This is a genomic window from Glaciibacter superstes DSM 21135 (assembly GCF_000421145.1).
Taxonomy (GTDB): domain Bacteria; phylum Actinomycetota; class Actinomycetes; order Actinomycetales; family Microbacteriaceae; genus Cryobacterium; species Cryobacterium superstes.
Genome location: NZ_ATWH01000014.1, coordinates 125,172 through 139,962, shown reverse-complemented (window position 1 = coordinate 139,962; position 14,791 = coordinate 125,172). Strand labels below are relative to the sequence as shown.

15 protein-coding genes are annotated in these 14,791 nt (G+C 65.8%); 7 read left to right on the top strand and 8 right to left on the bottom strand.

Features of this window, described 5'->3' with window-relative positions:
* The first annotated feature begins 40 nt into the window (after positions 1-40).
* The 3 genes from hemB to K323_RS0119105 all read left to right on the top strand — a co-directional run bounded on the left by hemB (position 41) and on the right by K323_RS0119105 (position 2,918).
* On the top strand, positions 41-1,030 hold the full coding sequence (hemB, locus tag K323_RS0119115) for a porphobilinogen synthase (RefSeq protein ID WP_022886868.1): 990 nt from the start codon (positions 41-43) through the stop codon (positions 1,028-1,030).
* A gap of 26 nt (positions 1,031-1,056) precedes the next feature.
* Positions 1,057-2,406, top strand: a complete 1,350-nt coding sequence (gene hemL, locus K323_RS0119110) for a glutamate-1-semialdehyde 2,1-aminomutase (RefSeq protein ID WP_026851860.1) — start codon at positions 1,057-1,059, stop codon at positions 2,404-2,406.
* Positions 2,407-2,552: 146 nt separating this feature from the next.
* Positions 2,553-2,918, top strand: a complete 366-nt coding sequence (locus tag K323_RS0119105) for a hypothetical protein (RefSeq protein ID WP_022886867.1) — start codon at positions 2,553-2,555, stop codon at positions 2,916-2,918.
* 712 nt (positions 2,919-3,630) lie between these two features.
* Here K323_RS0119105 and K323_RS0119100 read toward each other — a convergent pair.
* The gene (locus K323_RS0119100) at positions 3,631-4,536 is read right to left on the bottom strand and encodes a LysR family transcriptional regulator (RefSeq protein WP_026851859.1); all 906 of its coding nucleotides are present in this window, start codon (positions 4,534-4,536) and stop codon (positions 3,631-3,633) included.
* Between the two features lie 95 nt (positions 4,537-4,631).
* Between K323_RS0119100 and K323_RS0119095 the strand changes: the two genes are divergently transcribed.
* The 3 genes from K323_RS0119095 to K323_RS0119085 are packed head-to-tail and all read left to right on the top strand — an operon-like array spanning position 4,632 to position 7,082.
* Positions 4,632-5,495 carry an alpha/beta fold hydrolase gene (locus K323_RS0119095; RefSeq protein WP_026851858.1) on the top strand — a complete coding sequence of 288 codons (864 nt, stop codon included), beginning with the start codon at positions 4,632-4,634 and terminating at the stop codon, positions 5,493-5,495.
* Positions 5,492-6,316: an LLM class flavin-dependent oxidoreductase gene (locus tag K323_RS0119090; protein ID WP_022886864.1), complete on the top strand. Its 825-nt coding sequence runs from the start codon at positions 5,492-5,494 to the stop codon at positions 6,314-6,316. The genes K323_RS0119095 and K323_RS0119090 overlap by 4 nt, the downstream gene beginning before the upstream one ends.
* Positions 6,309-7,082 carry a class I SAM-dependent methyltransferase gene (locus tag K323_RS0119085; protein WP_022886863.1) on the top strand — a complete coding sequence of 258 codons (774 nt, stop codon included), beginning with the start codon at positions 6,309-6,311 and terminating at the stop codon, positions 7,080-7,082. Before K323_RS0119090 ends, K323_RS0119085 begins: the two co-directional genes overlap by 8 nt.
* A gap of 577 nt (positions 7,083-7,659) precedes the next feature.
* On the opposite strand, the gene K323_RS0119080 is transcribed toward K323_RS0119085, so the two are convergent.
* Genes K323_RS0119080 through K323_RS0119070 form a run of 3 tightly spaced genes read right to left on the bottom strand, consistent with a single transcriptional unit; the run spans position 7,660 to position 10,432 of the window.
* The gene (locus K323_RS0119080; RefSeq protein ID WP_022886862.1) at positions 7,660-8,202 is read right to left on the bottom strand and encodes an NADPH-dependent F420 reductase; all 543 of its coding nucleotides are present in this window, start codon (positions 8,200-8,202) and stop codon (positions 7,660-7,662) included.
* Positions 8,203-8,252: 50 nt separating this feature from the next.
* Positions 8,253-9,185: an NAD-dependent epimerase/dehydratase family protein gene (locus K323_RS0119075; RefSeq protein WP_022886861.1), complete on the bottom strand. Its 933-nt coding sequence runs from the start codon at positions 9,183-9,185 to the stop codon at positions 8,253-8,255.
* A 44-nt stretch (positions 9,186-9,229) separates the two neighbouring features.
* Positions 9,230-10,432 carry an MFS transporter gene (locus K323_RS0119070; RefSeq protein WP_022886860.1) on the bottom strand — a complete coding sequence of 401 codons (1,203 nt, stop codon included), beginning with the start codon at positions 10,430-10,432 and terminating at the stop codon, positions 9,230-9,232.
* 140 nt (positions 10,433-10,572) lie between these two features.
* Here K323_RS0119070 and K323_RS0119065 point away from each other — a divergent pair, with 140 nt between their 5' ends.
* A complete protein-coding gene (locus K323_RS0119065; RefSeq protein ID WP_022886859.1) occupies positions 10,573-11,475 on the top strand; it encodes a LysR family transcriptional regulator in 903 nt (300 codons plus the stop codon).
* A 61-nt stretch (positions 11,476-11,536) separates the two neighbouring features.
* On the opposite strand, the gene K323_RS0119060 is transcribed toward K323_RS0119065, so the two are convergent.
* From K323_RS0119060 to K323_RS27340, 4 genes are read right to left on the bottom strand one after another with little or no spacing between them, the layout of a single operon-like run.
* The gene (locus tag K323_RS0119060; protein ID WP_022886858.1) at positions 11,537-11,917 is read right to left on the bottom strand and encodes a DUF1304 domain-containing protein; all 381 of its coding nucleotides are present in this window, start codon (positions 11,915-11,917) and stop codon (positions 11,537-11,539) included.
* A 59-nt stretch (positions 11,918-11,976) separates the two neighbouring features.
* Positions 11,977-12,993, bottom strand: a complete 1,017-nt coding sequence (locus tag K323_RS0119055) for an MDR family oxidoreductase (RefSeq protein WP_022886857.1) — start codon at positions 12,991-12,993, stop codon at positions 11,977-11,979.
* Between the two features lie 31 nt (positions 12,994-13,024).
* Positions 13,025-13,861, bottom strand: a complete 837-nt coding sequence (locus K323_RS0119050) for an ABC transporter permease (protein ID WP_022886856.1) — start codon at positions 13,859-13,861, stop codon at positions 13,025-13,027.
* Positions 13,858-14,760, bottom strand: coding sequence for an ABC transporter ATP-binding protein (locus K323_RS27340; RefSeq protein WP_022886855.1), 903 nt, complete (start codon positions 14,758-14,760; stop codon positions 13,858-13,860). Before K323_RS27340 ends, K323_RS0119050 begins: the two co-directional genes overlap by 4 nt.
* Positions 14,761-14,791 lie beyond the last annotated feature (31 nt).

The window sequence follows — 14,791 nt, the reverse complement described above, 5'->3', positions numbered from 1 at the left end:
CCACGACCGGGCGCTCAGGCGGGCCACGTAGGCTGAACGGGTGAAGAATCCCGTCATTCGGCCCCGTCGGCTGCGCTCCACCCCCGCGCTCCGACGCCTGGCCGGCGAAACCCGCCTGCATCCAGCCGACCTCGTGCTTCCGCTGTTCGTGCGTGAAGGCACCAGCGAGCCGCTCCCCATCCGGTCGATGCCGGGTGTCGTGCAGCACTCGATCGACAGTGCAAGACGAGCAGTGACGGATGCCGCAGCAGCAGGAATCGGCGGCGTCATGCTGTTCGGAGTGCCTGCTGTGCGCGATGCGACCGGCACCGGCGCGACAGATCCGAACGGCATCCTCAATGTCGCCACCAGCGCCATCGTCGCCGAAGTAGGCGCCGACCTGGTGGTGCAGACCGACCTGTGTCTCGACGAGTTCACAGACCACGGCCACTGCGGGGTTCTCGATGCCTCCGGCCGCGTTGACAACGACGCCACGCTCGAGCGATACCGTGACATGGCACTGGCCCATGCCGCGGCCGGCTCCCAGTTGCTGGGGCTCAGCGGCATGATGGACGGCCAGGTCGCCGCCGTTCGCGAAGTACTCGATGAAAATGGCCACGCCGACACCGCCGTGCTCGCCTACTCCGCGAAGTACGCCTCGGCGTTCTACGGGCCGTTCCGCGATGCCGTCGAGTCGACGCTCGAAGGCGACAGACGCAGCTACCAGTTGGACCCTGGCAACCGACGCGAAGGTGTGCGTGAAGCTCTGCTCGACATCGATGAGGGGGCCGACATCGTGATGGTGAAACCCGCAGGAGGCTACCTCGACGTGCTTTCAGACGTGGCGGCAATCAGTGATATTCCCGTTTGGGCATATCAGGTCTCAGGGGAGTACGCGATGATCGAGGCGGCCGCAGCCAATGGCTGGATCAACCGTCGACGTGCTGTCGAAGAGTCTGTGCTCAGCATCCGTCGTGCCGGCGCCGACGCCGTGCTCACCTACTGGGCCGTCGAACTTGCCACCTGGCTGAACGAGGAGCGCACGCGATGACCACCGATCCGATGACCACCGATCCGATGACCACCACCTCGACCCACAACGACGAGCTCTTCGAGCGTGCAAAGCGCGCAATTCCCGGCGGGGTGAACTCCCCGGTGCGGGCGTTCCGCTCCGTTGGCGGCACGCCCCTGTTCCTGGTGTCGGCGAAGGGTGCATACGTCACCGATTCTGACGGACACGACTACGTTGACCTCGTCAGCTCCTGGGGTCCTGCGATTCTCGGCCACGCGCATCCGGAGGTTGTGAAGGCGGTGCAGGATGCCGCGGCGCTCGGCCTGTCGTTCGGTGCCTCCACCCCGTCAGAGGTTGAACTCGCAGAACTCGTCACCGATCGGGTCAGCATCGACGGCGTCAGCGCCGTGCAGAAACTGCGTCTCGTCTCGACGGGCACAGAGGCCACCATGACGGCGATCCGCCTGGCCCGCGGGTTCACAGGGCGCGACCTGCTCGTGAAGTTCGCCGGGCACTACCACGGGCACTCCGACGGGCTGCTCGCCGAGGCCGGCTCGGGCCTGGCGACCCTGGCGATGCCGGGATCCGCCGGAGTGACAGCCGCCACCGCGGCACAGACCCTGGTGCTCCCGTACAACGACATCGATGCGGTGCGGGCCGCTTTCGACGCGCATCCTGGACGTATCGCAGCGGTCATCACCGAAGCGGCCGCGGCCAACATGGGTGTCGTCGCGCCAGAGGCGGGTTTCAACGCCGCGCTGGCCGACCTGGTGCACGCCGAGGGTGCGCTTCTGATTCTTGACGAGGTGCTCACCGGCTTTCGGGTCGGCCCTGCCGGCTACTGGGGAATCGACGCCGCAGCGCCAGGTGACGTCGCGAAGTACACCCCAGACCTGTTCACGTTCGGCAAGGTCATCGGCGGCGGGCTGCCGGTTGCGGCGCTCGGCGGCCGCGCCGAGGTTATGGACTTCCTGGCTCCGGCTGGGCCGGTTTACCAGGCCGGAACCCTCTCCGGCAATCCGGTCGCCGTCGCTGCCGGCATCGCGACGCTGAAGGCAGCGGATGCGGCCGTGTACGAACACCTGGATGCAACAGCCGTGATCGTCTCCGAAGCCGTCTCGGCCGCACTCGAGGCCGAAGGGGTCGCGCATCGCGTGCAGCGTGCCGGCAACCTGTTCAGTTTTGTGTTCGGGGAAGAAGCGGCAGCGCAGGCACCGCGAACCTACGCCGAGGTACAGCGCCAGGATGCCTTCCGCTACCCGCCGTTCTTCCATGCGATGCAGCGCGGCGGGGTGTCGCTGCCGCCGTCGGTGTTCGAGGCATGGTTCGTCTCGGCCGCCCACGACGAGACCGCGATCGGTCGAATCTTCGAGGCACTGCCAGCGGCCGCTCGCGCCGCAGCTTCCGCCGGTTGAGCTTGCCGAAACCCCCGCTCTTCCGCTGGTTGAGCACGCCGAAACCCCGGGACGGCCGGGAGGTGTGACCGTCCGCACACAGAGGAGTTACGGGTTCGTGAGGTTCGCACAGGCATATTCACGGATCCACCGGGCAGACTAGACACATGGCATCCCTGCGCGTGCACCCCGACCGGCTCGAGGTCCATCTCACGCCCGCCGAGAGGACGCTCGCGCTTCGCCGCGACAGCATCATCGTGCAGAGGGAGAACATTCGGTCCGCGACCATCACCGACGACCCCTGGATCTGGTTCCGCGGCATCCGTGCACCGGGGACTCTCGTGCCGCTCGTCGTCGCCATCGGCACCTGGAAGTTCCACGGTGGCAAGGATTTCCTCGCCGTCAAGAGCAAGCGTCAGGCCGTCGTGATCGACCTCGTCGACGAAGAGTTCGCCCGCCTGATCCTCACCACGAAGCACGCGCCAGACCTCGTCGAGTCGCTCAAACTGCAGCTTCCCCTCGAGGCGCCGTAGCAGTCACGTCTGGCCTGGCCGATCGCCACACGACTCGCGACCCGGCCCACGCCGCACCGAAAACCGTCGATTTCGGGTGTCCGTTTGACGCACCTTCACCGGGCATTTTTGCGGGCGGGTCTTACGGGAATCTGGCTCCCACGCAACCTCAACGGCCAGCGTGACTCGATTGAGTAGTTTCGAGTGTCCCGGTCGCCGTCCGGCTTACGGGCACCTCTCGAGGTCATCGCCGCTCGCTGATCCAGTCGCTTGGGCGCCCGTTGAGGGTCGTGATTGACCGACTTCCAGGAACGCCAGGTCGGTCGTGATCAGGTCTGTTCCCCCGGCAGGCCGGGAGGTGCCGCGTGAGGTGGCGCTGAGCCAGCCGCGGCAAACTTGGTTTGCTGCGGCGAACAGGTCGCGAATCGGGATTTGGATGTTGCGGGGGTCCGGGTCTCCACACTGATTGCGCTCTGGTCAACATAACTGCATGCGTTCGGGCACGAAGCAACTCTCCGGAACCGATTGTCGACATCCATTCACTCGAGCGGATGAACTCGCCGCTCTCGTGTGCGACGGCGATCTCGACGTTGCGTTCGTCGTCGCTGATAGTACATTGTGCTCGCTGTTCACACTCGGGACGCTAAGCAGATAGGCGCCACTCGGCCCTCAGCACCCTACAGGCGTCGATCCGATTCTCGCTTCTGATGAGCTGCGGGGGGACCGAGATGCATCAAGAACTGGCCGGTGGCTGCGCAAGTTCGGTCGCGACTTCGACCGCGATCTCGATGGCCCGGCGGGCGAGCGGGGAGTGGGTTCGCCTCGCCCGCCAGTGCAGGTAAATCTCCCGTGGCGGCACAGACGGCCGTAGCTCGTGAATGCGGAGAAGACCGTCGGACGGGACGTCGGCGGCACGAATGGCGAGCCAGGGCAGTACCGCCGATCCCAGGCCGGCTCGCACCATCGACAACAGCGTGTCGTTGATCGCGGTGCGGAACACGACCTGCGGACGGGCGCCGCCGCGTGCAAGCGCCTGCTCCATACCCGGCTGGTCGCAGGTGAGCGGCCAGGCCACCATCGGTTCGTTGTCGAGCTGCTCCAGCGCCACCGCACCCGCGGGGAAGGCGCCCGCGACCGCTACCAGCAAGTACGGGTCATCAAGAAGCTTGACGCGCTCGACGTCGCCGTCGATAGGGCCGTCGTAGAACAGCAGATCGAGATCGCCGATCTGTGGCTGGTCCGGCTCCTCCTCGGACAACCTGATGTCGCAGTTGGGGAACTCGTCACGCAGGCGGTGCACGACCGACGGCAGGATCACGTTGGACACGCTCTGGAAAGTGCCGATGTCGATCCGACCGTCTCCGGCCTTGAAACGGTCCACGGCGTCGGACAATTCCTCCGCATTCGCCAGCAGTTCGCGACCCGCGCCAAGGACCACCGAGCCGAGCGGGGTAATGCGGACTGGCTTGGGGCCACCCGGCCGATCGAACACCGCACCGCCGACTGCCCGCTCCAGCGCGGCGATCTGTTGGCTAACCGTCGACTGGGTGTACCCGAGACGCGCTGCTGCCCGGCCGAATGATCCCTCTTCGGAAACGGCGTTCATCGCGGCCAGGAGGCGCAGCTCGATGTCGGTCATGCGGCCAGCGTAGCGCGAGTCATTGGCTTTGGCGATGGATATGATCGACAATCATCGCTTTTCAAGATGGAGCTGCGCGTTCTAGTGTGCTGGATATGCACTCATATCAAGCACAGGACGAGCAGCTCCTCGACGCAAATGGCATCGAACTCTGCGCCCAGACCTTCGGCGACCCGGATGCACCGGCACTGTTGCTCATCAGCGGCGCCGAGTCGTCGATGGACTGGTGGGACGACGAGTTCTGCGAGCGCCTCGCAGCCGGTGGCAGGCACGTCATCCGGTACGACACTCGGGACACCGGTCGCTCCACGACCTTCCCGGTGGGCAGCCCGCGGTACGGATTCGACGCCCTGAACGACGACGCCGTCGGCCTGCTCGATGGGCTCGGCATCGCGGCCGCCCACATCGTCGGCATCTCCATGGGCGGCGGCATCGCCCAGGAGCTGGCCGTGAATCACCCCAACCGCGTCGCCTCCCTGTCCCTCATCGCCACTAGTACGGGCGGGCCCGGCCTTCCGCCGATGAGCGAGGACCTCGCGCAGCAGATGGGTGGCGGCGGGGCGCCCGACTGGTCCGACCGCGAGGCGGTCATCGCGTACTACACCGACGGCGAGCGCATGTTGGCGGGCACCATCCCCGTCGACGAGGAGCGGATGCGGCGCATCGTCGGCCGCGTCTGGGATCGCAGCCCGGCCATCGCGTCGGGGCAGAACCACTGGCAGCTCGGCGGCGGCGAGTCCATCCGCGCCCGCCTCGGCGAGATCACCGCGCCCACACTGGTGCTGCACGGCACCGCCGATCCGCTGTTCCCGTACGGGCATGGCGAGGCACTGGCTCGGGAGATCCCAGGAGCACGGCTCGTCCCGCTCAGCGGCATGGGCCACCAGATGCCGCCGCCGGAGCTCTGGGACACGGCTATCCCAGCGATCCTCTCGGTCTCCGACGTCGGCCACCCATGAACCGGCTGCGGTCCGCACTCTGGCTGCCGCTCTTCAACAACCTCGCCGACCCGCGCGTGGTCGCCCGCCTCGCCGCGGAGGCGGAGGAGGCCGGATGGGACGGCTGTTTCGTGTGGGACCACCTGAACTGGCGCGCGCCGGTGAGAGAGGTCGCCGACCCCTGGATCACTCTGACGGCGATCGCGACAGCGACCGAGCGGCTGCGGTTCGGTCCGATGGTGTCGACGCTCGCCCGTCGACGGCCGGCGAAGGTCGCGCGGGAGACCGCGACACTCGACCAGCTCAGCGGCGGCCGCCTCACTCTCGGCGTCGGCATCGGCAGCGACCGGTTCGGCGGCGAGCTGTCCAAGACCGGCGAGGAGCTCGACGACCGTACTCGCGGGCGGATGCTCGACGAGTCCCTGGAGATCCTGGCGGCGGCCTGGTCCGGCGAGCCGGTGCACCATCGCGGCGAGCACTACACGGTTGACGACCTCGCATTCCTGCCGCGGCCGGTCCAGCGGCCGGGCGTTCCGGTGTGGGCGGCCGGATTCCCGGGCAACGTCAAGCCGATCCGTCGAGCCGCGCGGCTCGACGGATACTTCCCGGTCAACCTCGAGCACCCGGACCAGCTCGCCGAGGCCGTCGCCACCATCACCGAACTACGGAACGGCGAGATGGCCTCGTACGACATTGCCGCCAGTGCGCCGGCCGACGTCGACCCCGAACCGTGGGCGAACGCCGGCGCGACGTGGTGGCTGCCGGAGATCGCCCCGGGTACACCGATCGACACCGTGCGCGGCGTACTCCGCGACGGCCCAGCGAGTCCGGGCGATGAATGACGTGTTCGACTACGACGCCGAGCTGATCCGCTACAACGAAAGGCTCCGAGCGGCCGCCCATGTCACGACCCACGATCGTGTGCTCGACATCGGCTGCGGCGCCGGACAGACCACGCGGGAGGCGGCCAGGTCCGCGAGCTCCGGAAGCGCGATGGGCGTCGACGTATCCGCATCGATGGTTGACCGCGCCCGGCGGCTAAGCGAAAAAGAGGGACTCCGCAACGTGACCTTCGAGCGTGCCGACGCCCAGACCCACCCCTTTGCCCCGGAGCATTTCACCGTGGGCATCAGCCGGTTCGGCACGATGTTCTTCACCGACCCCGCCGCGGCGTTCACCAACATCGGGTCGGCATTGCGGCCGGGGGCACGGCTGGTGCAGCTGGTGTGGCAGGCCGCCGCTCAACAGGAGTGGGTCGGGGCGATCCGGCACACCCTTGCCGGTGAAGGGAGAATGCCAGCTGGGCTGACTGGCGGTGCGTTCTCGCTGGCGGATCCGACCGTCGCGACCGGCGTGCTGACCACAGCCGGGTTCACCGCGGTCGAGATCACCGACGTACGCGAGCCGATCTACTACGGCCCGGACGCAGCCAGCGCCCGCGACGCCCTGGTCGGTCTAGGGATGGTCGAGTATCTGGTCGCCGACCTGGACGCGGCGGTGAGCGCCCGCGCTCATGACCGGCTGCTGGCGTTGCTCGATGCTCATGACACTGGCGAAGGGGTGTGGTTCGACTCCCGTGTCTGGCTGATTACCGCGCGACGACCTTAACGGCGCTGACCCTGACCGGCCGTATCAGTGCCGGGGCTCGTACGACTTCGCCAGCAGCCTACAGTGAAGATCGTTATCCGGTTACGGGCTATTCATCTGACCGGACTAGCCTGGAGTTTCGTAGCTAGCAGCGGCGAGTACCGCGGGCGACACACGCTTTCTCAACCCCGCATCTTCGGACTCGACGACAGGCTCAGCCGAAGGCAACACGGACCGGACGCGGATCCTCTGCCGGCATCATGAGCCGTCCCGTCGAGGGTTCCCCTAACGGGACAGCTGCCCAGCGAAATTGAGACCACTCGAGGCAATGCGGATCCGGCTCGATCGGCTCACCATCCGAAACTCCGAACCGAAAGATCACCGGACTCGAGCCGGTTTCGAATCGGGGCGAGTGTATGGACCGCTTTTCGGTGCGGGCATCCAGACATCCCAATAACGGTCGTTTCTGGGTGTCGAGTTTGGCGCTCCTGATTCACCACTCGTCCTCTTCGTATGTGCGCAGCCTCGGACGCCGCTTCGATCGGGGGGCTTCATATCGCCCAACAGTGTGCTTAGAAGCTTGTCTTAGCGGGATTGATTAGAGCTCGCCGGGAACGGCGAACCGGTAGAAGACACCGCCGACGGGCTGGACGCCCATGAGAAGCCAGACAGCGTTCTCGAAATCGCGGGCTTGAGAGAGATTCCCGACGCGAACGGGGTCGTAGCCGGCATTTCGGATGAGCTGCTCGGTAACCGCGACGGCGCCGTCATCGGCCACGTACCAGTTGCTGGGACGTACCCGCTGCTCAGCGACCTTCTCGAAGAGAGAACCGAAGTTCATGTTGAAGCTTTTCGCGACGGGCGCATGGGTGAAAGCCTGAACCTCGTGGGCGTAGGACGGGAAGTCGCCCTGGCGGACAGGCATGATGTTGGTCGCGTCGATGGCAACCTTCCCCTCCACACCGGTGACCCTACCGAGTGCGTCGGAGATCTGCGAGCCGGGGACGGCGATGAGGATGACGTCTGCTTGGGTGGCGTCGCCCCCGTCTCGACCAAGCTCGGTGACGTCATGCCCGGCCTTCCGCCACAGAGCGGCGAGACCTCCGCCAATGCTTCCACGTCCGATGGTGACGATGTTCATGAGTGTTCCTTTCGTGATGATCTGATGATCTGGTGGTGCAGTCTCCGTGGTTAGGCCCGGCTTGCGGACAAGAACACTCGGACTGCTTCGATGCCGGCGTCGTGGGTGACGATGGGGCTGTAACCGAGGTCGGCGACCGACTTTTCGGTCCGTAGTGTGCATTCTTGGCCGAGAAACCATCGGGCTGGAACCGGGACGACCTGTGCAGCTGTGTCCGCGTCGATATCGGGGATGTCTGCATCGACGCCGTAGAGAGCGAACTGGGTCTCAAGGAAGTCACGAAGGATCACCGGGTGCTGGTCGGTGATGAAGTACGCCTCGCCTGGTGTGCCTCGGTGCCACCCGAGGATGAGACCTTCGACGGCGTTGTCGACGAAGGTGATGTCGGTGGTGTGTCTCCCGCCGGCGATCCAAGCGAACTCGCCCGCTTTCGCGGCCTGCGCAAGCCCCTCGATGAGGAAACTCTCCGGCCCCCAGACGAACCGGGGGCGAATTGAGACGGTGGCGAACTCGGCGGTGTTGGCGTCGAGGACGATTTGCTCCGCCTGCGCTTTGGTGGCCGAATAGGCGGCCTCGGAGTCCGGTCGAAGAGGCGCGGTTTCGTCAATGTCGATCAGTGGGTCGCCAGCGAGGAGTGCGGCCTCGCTCCCGCAGTGAACGAAGCGGGGAACCCCGGCGTAACGTGCCGCGTCCACGGCGGCCTGGGTTCCCTGGACGGTGACGAGCTGCTGCCTGGCACGGTCGGCGGTGATGTCGGTCTCTGCTGCTAAGTGGAACAGCACGTCGTTGCCGATTACGGCATCGCGCCAGGTGGAGGCGTCGTTCAGATCACCTCGCACGGCCTCTGCGCCGAGGCCCGTGACGGTGTCGGCGGATGCGTCGCTCCGTACGAGGACCGTGACGGAATGTCCCTCGGCGATGAGCCTGCGGACGAGGACACGGCCGATGAATCCGGACCCACCAGTGACAAATGCATTCGACAAAACGTTCTCCTTCAATAAAAACTGTTGAGCAGGAAATGGGGGCGTCAGAGCAGGGCGGGCCACCGCGGGAAGGCGTGGCGGCGTCCCTGGAAGGTCATGATGGATGTGGGGATCATGATCGCCACTGCTACCCAGGGGATGATCATTGCTCCGAACCCGGCGAGGAGTAGCCCGCCCATGATTCCGCCGAGCGCGATGCTGATGTTGAAGACGGTCACGAGGAGGGACTGGACAGCATTGGTGCCGGCAGCTCGCATACCGGCGGTGATGAACAGGGTCGCGGACCCCCCGAAGCCAAACCCCCAGACAGCCACCCCCACATAGAGAAGGACTGGGCTAAAAGTGGCGAAACCAAGGATCAGGGCACCGGTGCCAAGGACTGTGGTGCTCAAAAGAATCAGCTTCCGGTGGTGCGGGTCGACGAATGCTCCGGTCAACCAGATGCTCACAAGGGCAGCCACGCCGAACACGAGCAGCACCCACTGGATGAGGTCACCGAGGCCCGCAGCGATCGCCAATGGTCCGATGTAGGTGTAGACCATGTTGTGCGCAACCATGAAGCCTGCGCCTACCCAAAGAATGACCGCGACCCCGGGAGTCCGGAGGATGGTTCGGAACGGCACATGGTCACCATCACCCTGTCCCTTTACGTTGGGAAGAGCGACGAAGGCCCACACAAGGAGGAGAGCCCCCACGGCAGCAACAGCCCCAAAAGCGGCATGCCATCCTGCAACGCCTCCGAGGATCGTCCCGGCCGGGAGCCCGAGGGCCAGAGCGATGGGCGTCCCGGCCATCGCAATCGTGATGGCCTTTCCTTGGAGGTGAGGCGCAACCAGACGTGCCGCATAACCGCCGAGGTTGGACCAAATAAGACCTGCTCCGACTCCTGCCACAAATCGGACGACGAGAAGCAAGACGAAGCTGTCCGTGAAGGCCGACACGGCGTTCGCGGCAACGAACGTCAGCAGCGCCAACACCAGGACGGTCCGTCGCCCCCAGGTCCGAAGAACGACGTTGAGCGGAATCGCTGTCAGTGCCGTTGCGAGGGCGTAGATGGTTATCGATTGGCCCGCTGCCGACTCCGACACCCCCAACCCTCTCGCCATCTCCGGGAGGAGACCAGCCGGAATCGTCTCATTCAAGATGCCCAAAAAACCGGCAGTGAACAGAGCAAGAAGCCCCGCTAGGGGGAGCTTCCCCCGCTCTGCTCGACCAGGCGCTTTCTGATCAGTCGTCGTCGCCGTCATGAAATCAACCTCCGTTAGTGCACGTCGACAACCCGATGGGATATCGCTGAGCCAGCAGCCCGATGGAGTCAGCGCAGAACGCTCGTCTCCCATTCCCTCAATCACATCGATAGTTTGATGACCTGCGATAGCATTATTGAATGGCTAGTCTCCGCGCTCTGGAATGTTTCGTGGCCGCCGCCGATTCGGGGTCGATCACGGAAGCTGCCCGGTTGCTGTTCCTGTCACAACCAGTGGTGTCTCACCACATCTCCGCTCTCGAGCACGAGGTAGGAATACCCCTCGTCACACGCGAGCCACGAGGCGTCAGGTTGACCCCAGCCGGTCGCGCGGCCCTCACCGATGCCCGACGCGCGGTGGACGCCGCGGCATCCACAGTGCGTTCCGCCCGGGAAGCGGCGGCTTCCGCAAACAAGCTCATCCGAATCGCCAGCTCAGAAAGCCTCACTGTCGCCCTTTTGACTCCGGTCATCGGCCGATGGCACGTCCAGTATCCGGACGTCTTCATCACTCTCCGGGAATCCGCGTCTACGGAGGACCTACTCCACTGGGTCGAGGCGGATGAGGTCGACGTCGCGGTCATTCCCGAGATCGCTCCGCACCGCCTCAATGGCACCATCGTTGCCGAGGAAGAGATCGTGCTGGCGTTGCATCACGGATACCCTCTTGTTGATAAAGATACGATCACCCTCAGCGACGTGGATGGCCGTCCTCTCGTGCAATACGCACCCGAGAACGACCTCGGTGCATGGATCGAGCAAACGCTCGCTAAGGCTGGAGTTCGGCCCCAAACGGCGATGCGAACCACCGTCACCACCACAGCTCCTCAACTCGCGGCCGCGGGACTTGGCGTGGCCATTTGCCCGGTCGGAGCGATCGCGGCGGAGTTTCCCGGCCGAGTCCGCTCATTCTCACCTCGATGGGTCCGCCCTCTCAGCGCGGTCACGCGAGCCCAGCCTGAACCGGTCGTCGCCCAGTTCATCACCGACCTCCAGAAAAGCGGTCTGCCCCTGCCGCCCGCTGTGGCCGGCCAACTCGGGTAGTGCAGCTGCCCATGGCTCCGCGCTCCTGGCTGGTGACGCCAGCGCCCCCCGCTGAGACGTCTCAGGCGAACAGGAACAGCACAAAGCCGATCAGCGGCAGTGTGCCCTGCACAAGCGCCGGCTTCAGGTAGCCGGAACCGGTCGTCGTGAGCACTACGGCCGCCAGCGTCATCGCTGCGGTGCAGAAGAGCACCAGTGCCGCACCCGCTGCTGGCTGCCCGGCGAAGAAGAGAACCAGCCCGATGGCCGCGCCGACACCGAGAAAGAGATTGTAAAAGCCCTGGTTGTAGGCCATCGGCCGTGTGGTGTCTGCGGCCTCCTGGCTGGCAACGCCGAAGCGTTTCCAGGTCGACGGACGCGTCCACCAGACGCTCTCCATCAGGAAGATGTAGACGTGCAGCACGGCTGCGAGGGCGACAAACACGGACGTGACAATGGCCATGACTGCAGCTTACGGCCGCGACGGGCCCGCAACCCCACCCAACCCGTGCGCACCGCGCGTCAGGCGCGCACGTCAACCACGGTCCGACCGTGCAGTTTTCCGTCAAGGATGTCGCCGGCCGCAGCCAAGACGCCCTCCAGCGGAATCATTGTGGTCATCCCGTCGAGCAGCCCGAGATCGAGGTCAGTGGCCAGTCTTCGCCAGGCCTCCTCACGCAGCGACAGAGGAGCTTCGACCGAATTGATGCCGATCAGGCTCACAGCGCGCAGGATGAACGGCACCACCGTCGTGGGAAGGTCTGCGCCCTGGGCGAGGCCGCAGGATGCGACGACGCCCCCGTACTGCGTCTGTGCGAGCACGTTGGCCAGGGTCACGCTCCCGACCGAGTCGATCGCGCCAGCCCAGCGCTGGCTCTGCAACGGCTTTCCCGGTTCGCCGAAGGTGTCACGTTCGATCACGTCGGCCGCGCCCAGTTCGCGAAGGTAGTCGCCAAGCTCGTCCACCCGCCCGGTGGAGGCGACCACACGGTATCCGTGTGCAGACAGCACTGCGATCGCCACAGAACCTAGACCGCCTGCAGCGCCGGTGACCAACACATCGCCCGAACCCGGCGTCACCCCGCCACGTTCAAGCGCGAGCATCGCGAGCATGGCGGTGAACCCTGCCGTGCCGATCGCGGCGGACTGGGCGGCGCTGATCCCGGTCGGCCGCCGCACCAGCGCCGCACCGGAGACGCGCGCACGCTCCGCAAAGCCGCCATGATGATTCTCCCCGATACCCGACCCATTCAGGATCACCTCGTCGCCTGGTGTCCACCGCGAGTCCGCGCTCGACTCGACAACACCGGCCAGGTCGATGCCGGCGATCAGTGGCCACACCCTGGCGACGCCCGGCTTTCCGGAAACCGCCATGCCGTCCTTGAAGTTCAGGCTGGAGTACTCCACCGCGATGGTGACATCGCCGGGCATGAGGAAGGTGTCATCGACGACACGGAGTGCCGCGCCCTGCGTGTCGTGGCCATCGGCATCCGTCGTCTTGTCGATGACGATGGCCCTGAACGTCGTTTCTGCACCCATGCCCCGAGCCTACGCACGAACCCCGTGCGTGTCAGGTGACGTCGCGCTTCCAGCTGACGAAGTAGCCGCCGATGGTGGCCACGATCGCATAGGCGAGGAGCACGAGCCCGCCCTGCCACCAGTCGAGCGTCGATCCGGTCGGGCTGGTGAGGGTAAAGAAGCTCGCACCGACCAGGGCGTCGGATGCCGCGCCGGGGAGGAACTTGCCCATCCCGGCCGTTGCCTCTGTGAACATCGAGGCGAAGCGAAGCAGTGGCTCGACGAACTGGGTGAACGCGAGCACGATCACGATCGAGGCGACCTGGCTCGGCACCAGGACACCGAGGCCGACACCGATGGTGCCCCAGAGTGCCATGGCGAGGATCAACCTGCCGACGAGTGCCCAGGTCTCGCTGTCGCCGAGAAGCGGGTCGACCCCGAAGGCGCTCATGACGAGCGCACCGATGCCGAGCGACGCGGCGAGCCCGACAACGCCGAAGACCGCGCCGGCGACGAACAGCGTGACGGTTTTCGCGCCGAGAACACCGCCGCGCTTCGGGTTGGCCAGGAACGTCGGTGTCAGCGTCTGGTGGCGGAACTCGCCGGTCGTCGCCAGGGCCCCGAGGAGCACAGGGAACACATAGCCGACGGATGCCGCGAAGCTGTAGATCAGTGGGGGAAGGTTGTCGATCGGCGGGCCGCCCTGGCCTCCGCCTGCCCCACCAGAGCTCGGGTCGATCGCGCCGCTCTGGAGGCCACCGAACAGCGCGCCGAGGCCGCCGGCCAGAAGCGTGATGTAGCCAAAGAGCACCAGGGCGAGGATCCACCACATGCGGGTGGTGGTGAGCTTCGCGAACTCGGCCGCGACGGCGCGGGGGAAGCGGTTCACAGTGAATCACCCCCGCCGACGAGGGCGAGGAACGAATCTTCGAGCCCCGATTTCTGGCGGTGCAGCACGCTGATCTCCACTCCGGCGGAGAAGGCGATGTGGCCGATCCGCGCCGGGTCTGGCTCAGCGGCGAGCAGCCCGGTGCGCCCGATCGAGAACGTCACCCCGGCCGCGGTGAGAGCGTCAGAAAGTGCGTCGCGGTCCGGGCCGTCGACAATCACCTGTGGCGCGGTATCCGTGTCGAGACTGGCGAGTGTTCCGCGGTGGGCGAGTGAGCCCTTGGCGATGATGACAACCTCATCGACGCTCTGCTGCACCTCGGAGAGCAGATGGGAGCTCACCAGCACAGTGCGGCCTTCAGCGGCCATATCGCGCAGGAAACCGCGGATCCACTTGATGCCCTTCGGGTCGAGCCCGTTGATCGGCTCATCGAGAACGAGCACACCTGGGTCGCCGATCATCGCGTAGGCGAGCCCAAGACGTTGGCGCATGCCGAGAGAGTAGCCACCGACGCGACGGTCGGCGTAGTCGGCAAGGCCGACTTTTCGCAGCACATCGGTGACCCGCTCCGCGGGGAGCCCAGCGGCGATCGCATAGATTCCGAGGTGGTTGCGGGCTGTTCGACCGGGGTGGAAGCTGGCCGCCTCGAGTGCAGCGCCAACGGTAGACAGCGGCTGCGGCAGGTCGCGATAACGGATGCCGCCGAAGGTGGCCGTTCCGCTGGTCGGCGCGACCAGGCCGAGCAGCATGCGGAGGGTGGTGGTCTTCCCTGCGCCGTTCGGGCCGAGAAAGCCGGTGACTCGTCCGGGCTCCACTGTGAACGACAGGTCGTTGACCGCGTTCACGTGGCCGAACGTTTTGGTGATGTTGGTAAACTCGATGACAGCGCCCGTTGGCATCCGCGTCCCCTCTGCTGCTGCGTAAAAGCTG